Below are 14,686 nucleotides of genomic sequence, written 5' to 3' on the forward strand. Positions count from 1 at the left end.
CTCCCAAGCGATCATTGGTTTGGCCAGTATGGCGTGCGCAAGGTAAACCTAACGTCACCCAAAAAGTGGTAGATCAATAGCCCACTTCATTATTGAACGGCAGATACCAAAACAGCGCGATCTCATGATCGGCAATGTCCGGTTGCCCACGATAGAGTAAATGATCGATGCCACCCAGCACAAAACCATAGCGTTGATAGCAGCGGCAGGCGGTCAGATTATTGTTTTGCGTTTCCAGCATCAGCCCGGCGGTGTCCTGCTCTCGTGCCCAATGACGTGCGGCATCCAATAGCGCCGTGGCTACGCCTTGGCGGCGAGCGTGGTGGCTAACGGCAATCTCCTCGATCAGCGTATAGTCGTTCCAGTTTTTGCTGAGTGTGATATGCCCTACCGCTTCCCCCTGGTAGCGAGCGAGGAAGGTTTCCCCATCGTCATTAAGGAACGGGGCCAGCGGGTAGACTTTATTGAAAGGAGCCACTGGCTGGGTCGGCCACAGCTCGACTGGCTTATCAAAACAGGGCTGGGCGTAACAGGAGACGGCAAAGGAAAAATCACCGTATTCCAGGTAACCGAAGGGGAGTTCGCTGATAATTTCGATGCCGATCGCCTGATGCAATTATTCCAGCTCCCTTAGCAGCCTGGCGGGGTTGCCCGCATAAATACCTTTGCGGGTGATGTTTTTGCTGACTACTGCACCAGCACCAATCACCACGTCATCGCAGATTTCCACGGCCAGTATGGTGGCGCCAGAACCCACAGAAACTCGGTTGCCGAGCTGCGTGTGCCCCCAGCTTGCCGGGTCGGCATTTGGGGTGCCCCCTTTGAACAGATCGTTGGCAAACATCACTCCGTGGCCAATAAAGCAATCTTCGCCCAAGGTCACGTATTCACAGATAAAGCTATGCGACTGGATCTTGCTGCGCGCGCCCACGCAAACGTTCTTCTGGATCTCGACAAATGGGCCGACAAACACGTCGTCCCCCAACTGGCAGCCATACAGGTTGCTGGGTTCTATCACCATCACGTTCTGTCCGGCCTGGACGTTATTAATCCCGCTTTGGCGGGTGCGGATCTTGGTTGTCATGGTCTCCCTCCATCAAATAACGCAACATATTGATTATAGTGCAGAGTAACCCACAGGCCGCTGACAGCGTACGTTTTTTCAGCCAAAGACTATAATTGATGCAGGGCAGAGAGCCTGATAGCCGCAACCCTTGCGCGGTGTCTGAACCGCCAGTGGTGTGTTTTCCGTTCGCCGATCGCGGTTGGCGGCGAAGTGAGGAGGTGTCTCATGGTCAATCATGTCTGGGGTCTACTGACCCATCCCAACGTCGAGTTGAAACAGATCAAAAGCGAGAATGAATCCGTCTCGCACCTGTATACCCACCACGTGCTGCTAATGGCGTTAATACCGGTGGTCAGTGCGTTTATCGGTACCACGCAGCTTGGCTGGCTCTCTGGCCAAGGGCAGGCAATTCGCCTGGATATGTTCACCGCTTTCTACACCGCCGTCGCGTTTTATCTGTTGATGCTGGCTGGCGTGGCGATCATGGGCAAGGTGATCCACTGGATGGCGCGGCGTTATGAGTCGCGGCCAAGTCTGCATCTGTGTATGGTCTTTGCGGGCTATGTGGCGACTCCAATGTTCCTCAGCGGATTAGTGGCGCTGTACCCGGTGGTCTGGTTGTGCCTGTTCGTCGGGATTATCGGCCTGGCTTATTCGGGCTATCTGCTGTATCTCGGCATTCCGCATTTCCTGAATATCGATCGTAAAGAGGGATTTATCTTCTCCAGCTCGACGTTGGCTATGGGCATTCTGTTGCTTGAGCTGTTGCTCGGTCTGACGGTATTAATGTGGGGATATGGTTCCTGGTTATTCTGATGTTAGCGTGATCGTTGCCCCTCATATCCTTGGGTATGAGGGGCTTTTGTTTAAAGGAGCCGAACTCGCTCATCTGGATTTGTTACTCCCGCCTGCTTATTATCAACTCATCAAATGATACCGACTGGAATAATTGATGGCGACAATGAAAGAGGTGGCGCAGCGAGCCGGAGTTTCCGCTGCGACGGTCTCTCGGGTGATTAACAATACCGCCTATGTTGAGCCTGTTACCCGCGAGCGTGTCGAAAAAGCGATGCGCGAGTTCAATTACCACCGCAATGCGGCGGCCCTGGCGTTAGCCAAACGCAGTGGCAACATGCTGGGGCTGCTGACCGGCAATCTGGCCGATCCTTTTTTCTCGCGTCTGGCACGCGGTGTGGAGGAAGTGACCCGCAAAGAAGGGGCGAAGCTGATGGTGTGCAGCGGCGGGCACCAGGCGGAGCGCGAAAAGGCCGGGTTGGATTTTCTGATTAACCAGGGCTGTGAGGCGATTGTCGCCCACATCACCCGCATGAGCGATGCCGATGTGCTGCGCTATGCTGCTCATTCCCCCGGTTTGGTGATCATCAATCGCTACTTTCCTGCCATTGCCAACCGCTGCGTGTGGTTGGATAACCTCAGCGCGGCTCAGGCTTCGACCGAACATTTGCTGCAACAGGGGCATCGGCGTATTGCTTGTGTGACCGCCGATTTGCCCATCGACGATCGCAAACTGCGTTTACAGGGCTACCGCAACGCGATGGCACAGGCGGGAATCGACGTTCCGGGTGAATGGGTGATCAGCGTGCCCTTTGATGAAGAGGGGGGCGAATTGGCCGCAGAGCAGATACTTTCCAGCCGTCATCGTTTTACGGCCGCGGTGACGTTTAATGATGTGATGGCCGCCGGCATGATGCGAGCCTTGCACCAGCGCCAAATCCCCTTGCCGCAGCAACTGTCGATTATCGGCTTTGATGATGTGGTGCTGGCGCGCTATCTGTATCCCGCGTTAAGTACCATGCATTATCCCATCGAGCGTATGGCCAGGCGGGCTGCCAGGCTGGCGTTGCTGAGCCAGCAACAACAAGGGGTGCCGCCGCAAAATAACATGTTTAGCGCTGAACTGGTGCTGCGTGACTCGGTCACTCGCTGGCAGGGATAACTTGTCCAGAGGTTGTTCTGAGATCTGCCTCACAAAGTTATCCGTCATGAAAGCGGTTACATGGCTTGAGGCGCTAGCTCACACCCCGAGAAATCAGGATTCACTACGCTAGCGGCACATCAATAACAATTCGGGGTGACCTATGGATGGTAAGAAAACGCTCAACCTTTGGCTGGCTTTGCTGCCGATCGTTGCCATGCTGACGCTGTTGATCGTCGGCTATGGGGTGTGGGAATTACGTATTGAACCGCTGTTACTGCTTTCGGCGGCCGTTGCTGCCGGGTTGGCACTGTGGCAGGGCTACAGCTGGGATGACATTATCAACTCGATCGTCAGCAAACTGGCGAAGGCTATGCCGGTGATCATGATCCTGATCTGCGTCGGCGGGCTGATTGGTACCTGGATGATCAGCGGCACCATTCCTTACATGGTGTACTGGGGGCTGAAAGTGATCAGCCCGCAATATATTCTGATCGCGGCCTTTTTCCTCACCAGCGTGATCTCCGTCTGTACCGGCACCTCATGGGGGTCTGCGGGGACCGTCGGCGTTGCGCTGATGGGCGTTGCTGCGGGGCTGGATGTGCCGTTGGCTGCGGCGGCTGGCGCGGTGGTTTCCGGGGCCTATTTCGGCGATAAAATCTCTCCGCTGTCGGATTCGACCAACTTTGCCGCCATCGTGGCCGAAACCGATCTCTATGCGCATATCAAACACCTGATGTACACCACACTGCCCAGCTTTGTGCTGGCAGCCACCGTTTACCTGATCGCCGGTCATAGCAGCGTGGTGGGAACGGTTGCCACGCCACAGCGGGTCACTGACATCATTGTTGGGCTGGAAAGCCTATATCATTTCAACCTGCTGCTGATCCTGCCGCCGGTGCTGGTGCTGTGGGGGGCGGTGACCAAACGACCGGTGATCCCGGTCATGCTAGCAGCCTGTGTGCTAGCGATCGGCCTCGCCGTGGTGATGCAGGGCTTTAGCCTGAAACAGGGCCTGAACGCGCTGATGGACGGCTTCAACCTGTCGATGTTTGCTGAACGCGGGCATGATATCAGCGGTGTGATCGCCGATGTTCCGCGCTTGCTTAACCGGGGTGGCATGTTCTCAATGATGAGCACCATCCTGCTGGTACTCTGTGCCTTCTCGTTTGCCGGTGCGCTGACCTTGACCGGTGCGCTGACGGTGATTATCAACCGGTTGCTGAAAGTGGTACGCACCACCGGCCAACTGATTGCCGCCACGGTGGGGACCACCATCCTGGTCACCGGAGCGACCAGCGACGGCAAACTGGCGCTGCTCATTCCTGCTGAGCTGTATAAGGATGCTTATCGCCGCATGGGATTGGATAACACCAACCTGTCACGCACCATTGAAGATGCCGGTACGGTGATTGAGCCCCTCATTCCCTGGACAGCGGCCGGTGTTTATATGGCCACCACGTTGGGAGTGAACACGCTGGATCTGCTGCCTTGGGCGGTGCAGTGTTACGCGGCGGTCTTCTTCGCCTTGATTTACGGCTTTACCGGTTTTGGCATCGCCAGAGTGACGCCAGAGGCTCAACAGCAGGAGATGCCAAATGAAACAGCCTGATTTCAACCAGGTGGTCGATCGCCACCATACCAGCTCGGTAAAATGGGATTTCATGGGGCATTATCTGCAATTGCATGAAACCGACCTGTTGCCGATGTGGGTATCAGACTTTGACTTTCCTTGCCCGCCAGCAGTGCAGCAGGCTCTGCATGCGCGTGTCGATCATGGCGTATTTGGCTATAGCGAACGTGACGAAGTTTACTACCGGGCGGCTATAGAGTGGTTTGCACAACGTCACCAACTGCCGCTGGAACGGCAATGGTTTACCTCGATCGAAGGGGTTGTGCCGGGGATTGCTCTGCTGATCCAGATGCTCAGCCAGCCCGGTGATGGCGTCGTGGTGCAGGGGCCTTTTTATGGCTCCTTCAAGAAGGTGATCGCTCTCAATGGTCGGCGGGTACTAGAGAACCCACTGCAGGAGCGGGAAGGGGAGTATCACTTTGACTTTATCCAGTTGGCCGATATGTTGCAGCGGGAGAAGCCGCCGTTGCTGGTGCTGTGCAATCCGCATAACCCAACCGGCCGCTGCTGGAACCCGCAGGAACTGACGCAATTGCTGACGCTATGCCAGCAACATGGGGTGACGGTGATCTCTGATGAGATCTGGGCGGATTTGATCCTGCCAGATGAGCGCTTTACCTCGGTGTTACACCTGGGGCCGCAGTGGCACGATCGGGTGATTGTAGCCACCTCTGCCAGTAAAACCTTTGGGTTGTCGTCGCTACGCATCTCCAATTTCCTGATCCCGAATACGGCGCTACGTGAACAATTTGTCGAACGGCTCAATGCGCATGGGTTAGACGTTTTCAACGCGCTTGCCATGACGGCAGCAACGGCGGCTTACCAGCAGGGCGGTCCGTGGCTTGATGCCCTGTTGGCTTATTTGGCTGAGAACCGGCGCTGGTTTACACAGGCAATGGAGCAGGCGGCTCCATGGTGCCGGATAATATCAGCACAAGGCACCTATCTGGCCTGGCTGGATTGCCGTGCGCTGGGGTTGGATGATGATGCTTTGCAGCTAGCCATGCGTCAACAGGCCAAAATTGCGCCTTCGATGGGCTGTGGATTTGGCGAGCAAGGGGAGGGGTTTATCCGCATCAATCTCGGCTGCCCACGCATCTATCTTGAAATGGCCGTCGCAGGGTTGGCTAAACTAACTGATTGATTTTTATAGTGGGCGCAGGATACTGCGCCCGCTTAGCGTCCCTCGAGTATAAAAACTCAGCTATGGCTTACCACCACCAGCTTCTGGTTCACAAACTCCTTAATCCCCAGATCTGACAGCTCGCGCCCAAAGCCGGAACGTTTCACACCGCCAAACGGCAGCTCAGGCGCGGTATCGGTCAAGGAGTTGATATACACCATGCCGGTTTCAATGCGTGAGGCCAGCTTTTTGGCTCGTTCAATATCCGTGCTGAAGATGGCCCCGCCAAGCCCGTAGTGGGAGTCGTTGGCCAGTTTCACTATCTCCTCGTCATCGCTCACCACATAGACCTGCGCCACCGGGCCGAAGAACTCGGTGAAATAGGCCGGGTTATCGCGGCTGATATGCGTGAGAATGGTGGGTTCAAAGAAGTTACCTTCATGCTGTAATGCCTTGCCGCCCAGGTGCAGTTTGGCCCCTTGTTTCACCGCCTCATTGACCTGCTCGGTTAACCCTTCCAGAGCCGACTTGGAAGATAGCGGCCCTAAGGTGGTGGTTTCATCCAGTGGATCGCCCATTTTCACATTCTTGAAATGCTCCGTGAGCTGTTGCAGGAACGCTTTCGCCACTTTCTCCTGCACGATAAAACGCTTGGCGGCGGTGCAGACCTGCCCGGCATTGTTCAGTCGCGCCTGGGCGCCGACTTTAACGGCTTTCTCGAGATCGCAATCGTCGAGCACGACAAAAACGTCGTTACCTCCCAGTTCCAGCGTGGCCTTTTTCAGCTTCTTGGCCGCCTGAGCTGCCACGATGCTACCTGCTTTCTCCGAGCCAGTCAGTGCTACGCCCTGCACCCGATCGTCGGCGATGATATTGGCCACCTGGTCCTGGGAAATATACAGGTTGGTATAGGCGCCTTTGGGTGCCCCGGCCTCATGCACCAGCTTTTCGAACGCTTCGGCGCAGTGTGGCACGATGCTGGCATGTTTGACCAATACCGGATTACCGGCCGCCAGGTTAGGGGCGAGCACACGCATCAGTTGGTAAAAAGGGAAGTTCCAAGGTTCGACCGCCATCAACACCCCAATGGGATGATGCTCGACCCAGGCCTCACCCAGGCTGGACTCATAGCTTACCGGGGCCAGGAATTTTTGCGCATTATTGGCATAGTAACGGGCAATCTGGCCACACAGTTTTACTTCGCCACGGCTTTGCTCGATCAGCTTACCCATCTCAACGCTGGCAATGTTCGCCAGTTCTTCCACCCGGCTCTCCATGAGATCGGCCAGCTTATGCAACACGGGTAGGCGCTGGATGATTTCACCCTTGGCCCAGTCGGAATGATACAGCGCATCGGCCTGGGCCAGCGCCAGCTCCACCTGATCGTCGTTATGCGGGGTATATTCTTTAATTAGCTGATTGTTAAAGGGGTTTACTGTCTGGTATGGCATGAAGTGCTCCTTTCGTCGCTCATGTTGACGCCTGACAGACGCCTTATTCAGAACATTAAGTCTAGACGACTGGGCAGAAGAACAGGGGCATAAAGAGCGATAACGCGCTAGCGCCCCGCATGCAGAGGCTTAATACGAGTGTGCTGAGATGATCCTTTGCTCCCAAAAGGGCAGGCTCTACCAGCTCCCTCTCCCTGTGGGAGGGTTGGGTGAGGGGACAGAATGTGCCACAACTTAATGGCGTCATTTTTATTCTAATCAACTCAGTTACAGACTAACTCTCGCACCTGAGCACGACTCCGGACAGCTCCCTCTCCCTGTGGGAGAGGGTTGGGGTGAGGGGATAGGATAAAATGTTACTGAATGTTGTTACCCCAGTGTTTTTGCTTGCTGGTTTTGCCAATGCCGGGATTAAAACTGTTGGTAGGATCGGCATCCTGATAGAACGCCTGCAAATCCGGCTTGGCATGATACAGATGGCCGACGTTGTGCTCGGCCGGATACTCCGCACCACGCTGATTGAGGATCGCCAACATCTGTTCTTTCAGCGCATGGCTGTCCGCGCCTTTTTTCACCACGTAATCCTGGTGGAACACGTGGCACATAAAGTGGCCGTAATACAGTTTGTGCACCAGTTGGTTGTCGATCTCTGGCGGCAGGGTTTCGAACCACTCGGTATCGTTGCGGCGCAGGGCGATATCCAGCGCCAGAATGTCCTCGACCTGATCGGCATGTACCGCGTGATAGCGCACGGCGGCGCCCGCTGCGGCAAAGCGGTGCAGGAACGCTTTCTTGCCTTCTTCAGGCGTGCAGACGAAAAAGTCACCGTTGGCCTGGGCAAAATAGCTTTGCAGATACTGCTGGGCTTCCTCTACGCCTGGGCCGGCCATTTTCAGCAGCAGATGGTGTTCAAAGCGTTGGCGATATTCTTTCATGCGCGGCGGCAGATGGTTAGGGGCCAGCTTGCTCAGCTTCTGCATCAGGTTATCGGTGAGGTTGTGCGGTATCAGTGGCAGTTTGTTCAGTGTGGCATCCACCCGGCCTTTCAGGGTGAAGAAACGCGGCATTTGATCGGTGCCCAGTTTGTCGATCATCATAAAGGTGTCTTTGCCATACACCTCGGCGATATCGAAAATATCGCGGTGCATATATTCCCCGGCCACCGGCAGATTTTCAAACTGGCTCAGCATATGGCGGCGCAGCTCGGTCAATACCGCGGTGTCGTTGGTGCCGATATAGAACACCTGTTCCTTGTCTTCTTTGGCAAAGGTGTCCAGACGGACTGCAAACACTGCCAGCTTCCCGGCACAGCCGGAAGCCTCGAACAGGCGGCGTTTATCGGCATTAAAGCGGGAAGGGGTATCGGCATCCACATCGCGCACCCGGCTGGCGTATTCATTATCCGAAGCGCGCAGTTCGCCATGTTCAACATCCGTTGGCCGGTAATCGCCCTTTTCCAACCGCGTAAGGATCTCTTCCGGCGTATCGCCCAGGTTAATCCCCAGATGATTGACCAACCGTAACTGGCCATCGGCGTCCAGCTTGGCGTACAGCGCCATTTCGGTATAGGCTGGGCCGCGCTTGACCAGCGCCCCACCGGAGTTGTTGCATATTCCCCCGATCACCGAGGCGCCGATGCAGGAAGAACCGATCACCGAGTGCGGTTCACGGCCATAAGGTTTCAGTAACCTCTCCAGCTTATTGAGCGTGCTGCCAGGGAAGCCGACCACCTGCTTGCCGTTATCCAATACTTGAATATGATCGAGCCGCAGGGTGCTGACAATGACAATCTCACGGTCATAATCCTGACCGCTGGGGGTAGAGCCTTCGGTCAAGCCGGTGTTGGCCGCCTGCATAATGACAATCTTATCGGCGGCAACGCAGGCTTGCAGGATCTGCCACAGTTGCAGCAGACGGGTAGGGAACACTACGGCCAATGCCTTGCCACCGCCGGAGCGGAAACCTTTGCGATAACGTTCGGTGCTACGCTCGCCGGTCAGCACTTGCGCGTTGCCAACGATACTCTTCAACTGAGTGATAAATGCCTGCGTCATGCCCATCTCCATGTCCCCGCCGGGTTGCAACGGGGTTTAATGTTTAATAGCGTTCCTGATATCCCGCCTCACGTTCTTCTGCACGCAACGTCAGGATCTCCACGCCGTCAGCGGTCACCGCCACGGTGTGCTCCCATTGGGCGGAAAGTTTTTTATCACGGGTGACCACGGTCCAGCCATCTTTCTTCTGTTTGATGCGGTGGTCGCCCTGGTTAATCATCGGTTCGATGGTAAACACCATCCCTTCCTGCAACACAGTGCCAGTGCCGGGCAGGCCGAAGTGTAGCACCGCTGGGCCTTCGTGCATTTCACGGCCAATGCCATGCCCACAATATTCCCGTACTACGCTATAACCCGCCTGTTCTGCATGTTGCTGTATGGCGTGGCCGATGTCACCCAGCGTAGCACCGGGTTTCACAGCCCGAATACCTTGCCACATTGACTCGTAGACATTGTTGACCAGGCGCTTGGCGAGCGGGGTGGTTTGACCGATGCAATACATCTTGCTGGAATCGGCAATAAAACCATTATTTTCCAAAGTGATATCGACATTGACGATCATCCCCGAGCGCAGAATTTTGCTGGCCGACGGGATACCGTGGCAGATCACCTCGTCGATCGAGGTATTAAGCACGTAGGGGAAATCATACTGGCCCTTGCTGGCAGGGCGTGATTTCAGCTCATTGACGATAAAGGCTTCGGTACGGTCATTGATCTCCATGGTGGTGATGCCTTCGCGGATCACCTCATCGAGCATGGCAAACACCTTGGCCAGCAGCGCGCCGGAGTGGCGCATGATGGCAATCTCCTGCGGCGTTTTAATCACAATATCTTTCACCCAACAATCTCCTTCAGCGTCAGCGCATTATCTTTCATCATTTTCTTTACCAGTTGAGGATAGGTTAGCTCTGGGTTCAGCTCTGCCAGCATGCCGATCCTGATCCAGTGTTCTGCCTGTGCGTTGATAGAACGCGACATGGTCAGGCTGGCGAGCCTGAGATCGTCATGTAGCGTCTCCGAGATTTTTACAATCCCCATAGCCGACTCCGTAAGTGAACAATATACGGAGTGTATACGTTTTGGATGCTGTGGGTTTGGCATTCTGTGGCGCAGGCATTTTAGGCCCAATGGTCATTGCCGGGGTCGCACAATGCGTTTATTGTGATCGTCGGCTTTGTTGCCATGACTTTTTTAAGAAGGATTTAAGGCGTGACTAAACTACGTGTTGGGGTGATCTTTGGGGGCAAATCGGCGGAGCATGAGGTTTCGCTGCAGTCGGCAAAAAATATTCTGGATGCCATCGACAAAGAGAAGTTTGACGTCACGCTGTTGGGCATTGATAAGCAGGGGCAGTGGCACCTTAACGATGCCTCCAACTTCCTGCTGAATGCGGAAAACCCGGCGTTGATCGCGCTGAACCACTCGAATAAAAACGTGGCGTTGGTCCCTGGGTATGAGAAACAGCAACTGATTGAAGCCGACGGTGCCGGTGCTTTGGGGCAGCTTGATGTGGTGTTCCCGATCGTCCACGGCACCTTGGGGGAGGATGGCTCGCTGCAAGGGCTGCTGCGCATGGCGAATATGCCGTTCGTGGGGGCGGGTGTGCTGGGCTCCGCCGTCAGCATGGACAAAGACGTCACCAAACGTCTGCTGCGGGATGCCGGGCTGTCAGTAGCGCCGTTCGTCACGCTGACGCGTTCCAACCGCAACAAGTACAGCTTTGCTCAATTAAGTGAGAGCCTGAGGTTACCGCTGTTTGTTAAACCGGCGAACCAGGGCTCCTCCGTTGGCGTCAGCAAGGTGCATGACCAGGCTGAGTTCGAAAAGGCCATCGCCTTGGCATTCAGCTTCGACCATAAAGTGCTGGTGGAGTCGGCTATTGTTGGCCGTGAGATCGAATGCGCGGTATTGGGCAACGACAATCCACAGGCCAGCGTCTGTGGCGAAATCGTCCTGAGCGATGAGTTCTACTCTTACGACACCAAATACATTAATGAGCAAGGCGCGCAGGTGGTGGTACCGGCGGCGATCGATCAGGACGTCAGCGATAAAATCCGCGAGGTGGCATTGCAAGCCTTCAAGGCGCTGGATTGCCTGGGTATGGCGCGCGTCGACGTGTTCCTGACGCCGGACAATAACGTGATTATCAACGAAATTAATACGTTGCCCGGTTTCACCAATATCAGCATGTATCCAAAACTGTGGGGAGCCAGCGGGGTGAGCTATAGCCAACTGATCACCATATTGATTGAACTGGCGCTGGAGCGGCATCAGCAGGATCGCGGGTTGAACAGTTCGGTATTTGACAGCAAGTAAATGGCGTTTTCCTGGCACTCTCCGAGTTGAAGAGTGCCAGAAGACAACGGTTTACTTCACCGTGACATCGATATCGCCAAAGTACTTCTTGGACAGCTCGCCAATGGTGCCTTGCTGCTTCACCTTGGCGATGGCGTCGTTGAGCTTTTTCAGCGTCGCGGTGTCATCTTTACGCAGGCCGAAGGCGATCCCTTCGCCCAGGATTTTATCGTCCTGTACCGCATCGCCAACAAACGCGAAGCCTTTACCATCCGGATGCGCCAGGAAACCGCTCTGCCCGGCAGGGGCCATGATCAAGGTGGCATCCAGGCGGCCAGCGGTCAGATCCAGATAGACCTGGTTTTGATCCTGATAGGATACGACATCAACCCCTTCCGGTGCCCAGTGTGCCTTGGCATAGTTTTCCTGAATGGAACCCTGCAACACGCCGACGTGCTTACCCGCCAGCGATTTGGCATCGGGTTGCAGGCCGCTGTCGGCCTTGGCAATCAGGCGGTTTGGCACCTGATAAATCGAATCGGTAAACACAATCGCCTGCCTGCGCTGCTCGGTGACGTTCATCGCCGAGTTAATCACGTCAAATTTGCGGGCCTGCAACGCCGGGATCAGGCTGTCGAACGAGGTTTCTACCCAACTGCATTTGACCTGTGCGGCGGCGCACACGGCGTTACCCAGATCGATATCAAAGCCTTCCAACTGGCCGCTGGCGGATTTGGACTCGAAAGGCGGATACAGGGCTTCAAGCCCAAAACGCAGGCTATTCTCTGCCGCTAGTGTGGAACCGGCTGCCAGTAAACATCCCGCCGCGATCAGCGTTTTCAGTGCTTTTTTCATTGTTGTTGCTTCCCCATGGTAAAAATCAATGGATCACACCTGACACAGACGGCGAGCGCCTTCCAGCAGGGTGTCATTATCTTTCGAGAAACTAAGCCGGATAATGCCGGTATCAGTGCCGTCGCTGTAGAACGCCGACAGCGGGATGGTGGCCACCTTGGCTTCGCGGATCAAACGGACCGCAAAGTCGTTGTCGCTTTCATGACTGAAACCGCTAAAGCGGGCCAACATAAAGAAGCTGCCACGGCTGGGCAGTAACTCAAAGCGTGATTTTTGCAACGCGGCTGCCAGCAGATCGCGCTTTTGCTGGTAGAACTCCGCCAACCCCAGGTAGCTCTGTGGATTATTCAGGGCGGCGGCAAAGGCGTATTGCATCGGGGTATCGGCAGAGAACACCATAAATTGGTGCACCTTGCGGATTTCGTCCATCAGCGCTGCCGGTGCCATGCAGTAACCGACGCGCCAACCGGTGACGTGATAGGTCTTGCCAAAGGAAGAGACGATCACGCTGCGCTCTGCCAGAGCAGGATGGCAGGCCATGCTGTGGTGAATGCCACCATCAAACACCACGTGCTCATACACTTCATCGGAAAGAATGACGATATCGGTATTGTGGGTCAGGGCAGTCAAGCGCTCGATATCGTGTTCATCGAATACGCTGCCGGTAGGGTTGTGCGGGCTGTTGACGATGATCATCCGCGTTTTGCTGTTGATTGCCGCCGCCACCTCATTCCAGTCGATGGTTAAATCTTGCAGTGAAAGCTTGATGGCAACCGGGGTCGCCCCTTGCAGACGCACAATCGGGGCGTAGCTGTCGAAGGCAGGTTCGAAATAGATCACCTCATCGCCGGGATGGACCAGCGCGCTGATGGCGGAGTACAACCCTTCGCTGGCGCTGGCGATCACCGTGATTTCGTCGTCGGCGTCATAGTGGGCGCCATACAGCCGCTCAACTTTTTCCGCCAGTGCATGACGCAGTGCCGCTACGCCGCTCATCGGGGCGTACTGGTTATGACCTGCACGCATGGCTTGGGCAACGTCCTCAACCAGTTGCACATCGCAGGCAAAATTGGGGGCGCCCTGCGACAGATTCAGGGCTTGATGTTCGGCGCTCAGTTGGCCAATCACAGTGAAAATGGTAGTGCCAACGTCCGGCAGTTTCGAACGTTGCGAACAGGCGCTGTGCATGGGGGGCTCCTGGCAAAAGAATCGAGTGTCGAATGATTAAGCATCAGTTAGGATGGGCTAACAAGAGAAAATTCGTCATGCTTGCCATGCAGCCAGATCATGGCTGATAGTGAAAATAAATGCAGGTATCGGGATTTATTATGCAAACATCGCTGCCGTCGCTCGACGTGCTGAAAACCTTTGTGGTGGTCGCTGAGCGTCTCAATTTCACCCATGCCGCCCAGACGCTGCATCTGACGCAGGGCGCGGTCAGCCGCCAGATCCTGGGTTTGGAACAGCAACTGGGTTATCCGCTGTTTAGCCGCCGCGCGCGTGGGTTAACGCTGACGCCACAGGGCGCGCTGCTGTTGGCACCGGTACAACTGGCGTTAGAGCAATTGGCGCAAGCGCTGGCCAAGGCCGGGGAGCAGCCGGGTACGCTACGCGTCAAATGCCCAACCTGTGCGATGCGCTGGGTATTGCCGCGCATTATTCGCCTGCAGAATGAACGGCCAGAGATGCATATCGAACTGACCGCGTCGGTGTCGCACGGGCTGGATTTTGGCAGCGAGCATTTTGATGCGGCGGTGGTGTTTGGCAAACCTCAGGGCAAACGGCTGGTGGTGCACCATCTGTTTGATGAGATCCTGACGCCGGTCTGCACGCCGAACTATCTGCCTGGCCTGGATCGGCCACCAGAACCTGCCGATCTGGCGGAGACAACCTTGCTGCATCCTACGCGCGATCGCCGTGATTGGTTGCTATGGTTGAAAGCGGCGGGGCAGACGGCGTTGCCCTCTGCCAAGTCACAGCATTTTGATACGCTCGATCTGGCGATGAGCGCCGCATTACAGGGCTGTGGTATCGCCATTGGCGATTTGTGCCTGCTAGAGGAGGATATTCAGGCCAATCGCATTATTACGCCGTTCCCGATCAGCGTGGTCAGCGGTGCCGCCTATTATCTGGTTTACCCCGAACATGCGGTGGTGCCTGCGGCCTTAACCCGGCTGGTGGAGTGGCTAGGGGCAGAGGCGCAAGCCAGCCGGAGCAGATTGCATCATCTGCTAACAACAACGCAGACGAATTGATTCTGCAAATAAAAAGAG

The 14,686-nt window shown here is 55.6% G+C and carries 14 protein-coding genes; 6 read left to right on the forward strand and 8 right to left on the reverse strand.

The window, feature by feature from the left end; genetic code table 11:
• Positions 1–73 precede the first annotated feature (73 nt).
• Both KGP16_RS08245 and KGP16_RS08250 read right to left on the reverse strand, forming a co-directional pair.
• Positions 74–616, reverse strand: a complete 543-nt coding sequence (locus tag KGP16_RS08245; RefSeq protein WP_021805202.1) for a GNAT family N-acetyltransferase — start codon at positions 614–616, stop codon at positions 74–76.
• Entirely contained in the window at positions 617–1,084 is a 468-nt protein-coding gene (locus tag KGP16_RS08250; protein WP_037375107.1) for an acyltransferase, read from the reverse strand. It lies immediately after the preceding gene.
• A 207-nt stretch (positions 1,085–1,291) separates the two neighbouring features.
• Here KGP16_RS08250 and KGP16_RS08255 point away from each other — a divergent pair, with 207 nt between their 5' ends.
• The 4 genes from KGP16_RS08255 to KGP16_RS08270 all read left to right on the forward strand — a co-directional run bounded on the left by KGP16_RS08255 (position 1,292) and on the right by KGP16_RS08270 (position 5,779).
• Positions 1,292–1,882, forward strand: a complete 591-nt coding sequence (locus KGP16_RS08255; RefSeq protein ID WP_021805201.1) for a Yip1 family protein — start codon at positions 1,292–1,294, stop codon at positions 1,880–1,882.
• Positions 1,883–2,018: 136 nt separating this feature from the next.
• Positions 2,019–3,023 carry a LacI family DNA-binding transcriptional regulator gene (locus KGP16_RS08260; RefSeq protein ID WP_094982724.1) on the forward strand — a complete coding sequence of 335 codons (1,005 nt, stop codon included), beginning with the start codon at positions 2,019–2,021 and terminating at the stop codon, positions 3,021–3,023.
• Between the two features lie 142 nt (positions 3,024–3,165).
• Entirely contained in the window at positions 3,166–4,614 is a 1,449-nt protein-coding gene (gene nhaC / locus KGP16_RS08265; RefSeq protein ID WP_021805199.1) for a Na+/H+ antiporter NhaC, read from the forward strand.
• A complete protein-coding gene (locus KGP16_RS08270; protein WP_223501140.1) occupies positions 4,601–5,779 on the forward strand; it encodes a MalY/PatB family protein in 1,179 nt (392 codons plus the stop codon). Before nhaC ends, KGP16_RS08270 begins: the two co-directional genes overlap by 14 nt.
• Before the next feature lie 56 nt (positions 5,780–5,835).
• Here KGP16_RS08270 and KGP16_RS08275 read toward each other — a convergent pair whose 3' ends face one another.
• The 4 genes from KGP16_RS08275 to KGP16_RS08290 form a co-directional block, all read right to left on the reverse strand.
• Entirely contained in the window at positions 5,836–7,209 is a 1,374-nt protein-coding gene (locus KGP16_RS08275) for an NAD-dependent succinate-semialdehyde dehydrogenase (RefSeq protein WP_094982726.1), read from the reverse strand.
• Positions 7,210–7,565: 356 nt separating this feature from the next.
• The gene (gene dld, locus KGP16_RS08280; protein WP_021805196.1) at positions 7,566–9,263 is read right to left on the reverse strand and encodes a D-lactate dehydrogenase; all 1,698 of its coding nucleotides are present in this window, start codon (positions 9,261–9,263) and stop codon (positions 7,566–7,568) included.
• 43 nt (positions 9,264–9,306) lie between these two features.
• Positions 9,307–10,101: a type I methionyl aminopeptidase gene (gene map, locus KGP16_RS08285; RefSeq protein ID WP_021180434.1), complete on the reverse strand. Its 795-nt coding sequence runs from the start codon at positions 10,099–10,101 to the stop codon at positions 9,307–9,309.
• Entirely contained in the window at positions 10,098–10,301 is a 204-nt protein-coding gene (locus KGP16_RS08290; RefSeq protein WP_024527427.1) for a ParD-like family protein, read from the reverse strand. Before KGP16_RS08290 ends, map begins: the two co-directional genes overlap by 4 nt.
• 171 nt (positions 10,302–10,472) lie before the next feature.
• On the opposite strand from KGP16_RS08290, the gene ddlA reads away from it, so the two are divergent.
• Positions 10,473–11,579 (forward strand): D-alanine--D-alanine ligase, encoded by a 1,107-nt coding sequence (ddlA, locus tag KGP16_RS08295; RefSeq protein ID WP_094982991.1) that lies wholly within the window; start codon positions 10,473–10,475, stop codon positions 11,577–11,579.
• 51 nt (positions 11,580–11,630) lie between these two features.
• Here the strand turns inward: ddlA and KGP16_RS08300 are convergent, their stop codons facing one another.
• Complete coding sequence (locus KGP16_RS08300) at positions 11,631–12,413, reverse strand: ABC transporter substrate-binding protein (RefSeq protein WP_223501142.1); 783 nt, start codon at positions 12,411–12,413, stop codon at positions 11,631–11,633.
• A 33-nt stretch (positions 12,414–12,446) separates the two neighbouring features.
• Entirely contained in the window at positions 12,447–13,601 is a 1,155-nt protein-coding gene (locus KGP16_RS08305; RefSeq protein ID WP_021805192.1) for a pyridoxal phosphate-dependent aminotransferase, read from the reverse strand.
• Between the two features lie 140 nt (positions 13,602–13,741).
• On the opposite strand from KGP16_RS08305, the gene KGP16_RS08310 reads away from it, so the two are divergent.
• Positions 13,742–14,668 (forward strand): LysR substrate-binding domain-containing protein, encoded by a 927-nt coding sequence (locus KGP16_RS08310; protein ID WP_039995865.1) that lies wholly within the window; start codon positions 13,742–13,744, stop codon positions 14,666–14,668.
• The last annotated feature ends 18 nt before the right edge of the window (positions 14,669–14,686 follow it).

This window comes from Serratia sp. JSRIV006 (assembly GCF_019968685.1).
Taxonomy (GTDB): Bacteria; Pseudomonadota; Gammaproteobacteria; order Enterobacterales; family Enterobacteriaceae; genus Chania; species Chania fonticola_B.